Origin of the sequence: Bacillus sp. SRB3LM (assembly GCF_015712745.1) — a bacterium.
GTDB lineage: Bacteria > Bacillota > Bacilli > Bacillales > Bacillaceae_G > Bacillus_A > Bacillus_A thuringiensis_K.
The window spans coordinates 1-2,141 of the sequence record NZ_VWVQ01000099.1 but is presented as its reverse complement, the minus strand read 5'-3'; the positions used below and the strand labels follow the sequence as shown (position 1 = coordinate 2,141).

The following is a 2,141-nucleotide window of genomic DNA, read 5'->3' as shown; positions in this document are numbered from 1 at the left end:
ACAGGTCCTACTGGCGAAACAGGTCCTACTGGCGCTACAGGTCCTACTGGCGAAATGGAAGCACTTCCTGCCGGCTATGTTTATCAATTAGCACCTATCGCAAATGCGACAGTTGTGGGAGGGGCGGATATACCATTTAGTAATAATGGACCATTAAATGGTATAACTCATATAGCAGGAACAACTACAGTTACTGTTCCTACAACAGGAGTTTACGAGATTGAATTTATTATAAATATTACATCTGGAATAGGAAGCCAACTCGGAATTGCTGTAAATGGTACAGTAGATTCTTCTACAGTGTATCCAGTATTAGTAGCAACAGGAGAAATTAGCGGTCAAACACAATTAATGCTAAATGCTGGTGATGTCCTTACACTGAGAAACAATGGTATTGTACCTTTGACTATGAGCCTGGCTCCTGTAATTGGGGCTTCTATGACTATCAATCAATTATTCTAAAGTTATTTATGGTCAGCTTTTTGAGTTAAGTAAATAGCTTTTTAAAGTATAATTAAGTAACCCGAGTTCCATGCCAATAGAATTTGGGTTATTTAGTTTTTGTAAAAGTTTGATAATAATTGCAAATGAAGCGTTTGTGTACATGATGTAGTAGAGGAAGTACAGAGGTTCGCGCATCTGTTTTTTCTAAAAAACTATCTTCTGAGGGGATTCTCCCCTTAATTGTCCATAATAAAATATCAAATAACCACATGATTTGTATACTAAAGATAATTCCTAAAACTAGCCTTAAGAGGGATAAATCTGAATCACATGTGAAATTCTTACTTTTTTAACTATAACCTATTTCTTTTATAGATGGATTTACCTTTTCGTAAACATATAGATGGTTTGATGATCCCTTGTTTTAATGAAGTTGAATATCCAAGCTATATCCTTCTCAATCAATTGTATGATACAGATAACACCAATATCCCTTGAATTTGATGTAGGTTTTATCGAAATATCATGCAAAATGTGCGGATTTATTTTCCTTCTTCCAAATTTGATAGATCAAATTACTATATTTATGCACCCAACGCATGATGGCTGTAGGATGAACCGATACAACACATTATTTTAGAATCTCAGATATGTCACGATAGCTTAAAGCAAAACGACAATAGTAGCCGAAGGCTACCAAAATAATATCTTTATTGAATTGTTTTCCATTAAAATATCTTATTTTGGATGCTCCTCATTCTTTTTACAACAGAACCAGATTAGCTCTTTATATGTAAAATGTTCCGAATTACATGTTTTTTACAAGTATATTAAAGCTAATATTCAACATTTATGCTAGTAGGAAATATCATTAAAAAACGAATATCATAATACCGTAATTATCGTAGCGTTACAGTAAACCTTTCGCTACTATCTACTGTAAACAGTTAATGAAATGAATAGTTGATGAACTATGTTTCTTAACTTACTCAGTATAGAAATCCTTATTTTTTCGGATATACTAAATCTGTTCTTCTATTACTAAAATAAGGATAATTCTAAAAATTAAAGGTACGTCCCATAAAAAATCCCCCATCATCCATTGAATGATGGGGAATTGAAAGAACTGCCATCGATATGAAAATAAAGAATCTTGATTTTAAAAGCGTAACAGTTCCCTCTTTCCCTAAATGAGTTAAGCCTTCACCATTTTACAAGCATATTAACTATAGCATAAACATTTGGTTTTAAAAATCATTTTATAATAAAAATCTGCTGAGAAATAATAAGATACGTGAGGACTGCATCTGTCGTAGTAAATAGAATAGGAGAATAGGATTAGTTGCTTTTCTTACTGAAAAAACATGACGGAAAAGTACCAAAGCAACCCATTCATGCAGATTGCTTTGGCAAGTAGAGGATATGTTTTAAAAATGGAACTTTGTCTATTATTAGTGCATACAGTATTCTATAATATTAAATATATATTGGGTGGTGATATAGATTAATTCTCCTCAATACATGAGGGTTTTTACGTTTGAATATTTCATTTTTTCAAATGTTGTTTTCTAAAATCGGTTTGAACAACTCAACTTTATAATTCGATACAATTAAACATTGTACAAAAAAGGAGGATGATGTATGTCCCAACCCAATATGCCGAATATTACCCCCAATATATCATTAACAAGAGATGT

The 2,141-nt window shown here is 32.3% G+C and carries 1 protein-coding gene and 1 pseudogene; one reads left to right on the top strand and one right to left on the bottom strand.

Going from position 1 to position 2,141, the window contains the following annotated elements; translation table 11 throughout:
- Window positions 1-462 (top strand): BclA C-terminal domain-containing protein (locus tag F3I02_RS27200; protein WP_483862136.1); only part of this gene is annotated, 462 nt, incomplete at its 5' end.
- Between the two features lie 366 nt (window positions 463-828).
- Here the strand turns inward: F3I02_RS27200 and F3I02_RS27195 are convergent.
- Window positions 829-1,186 (bottom strand): annotated as a pseudogene (locus F3I02_RS27195) (DDE-type integrase/transposase/recombinase); the annotation flags it as partial.
- Between the last annotated feature and the right edge of the window lie 955 nt (window positions 1,187-2,141).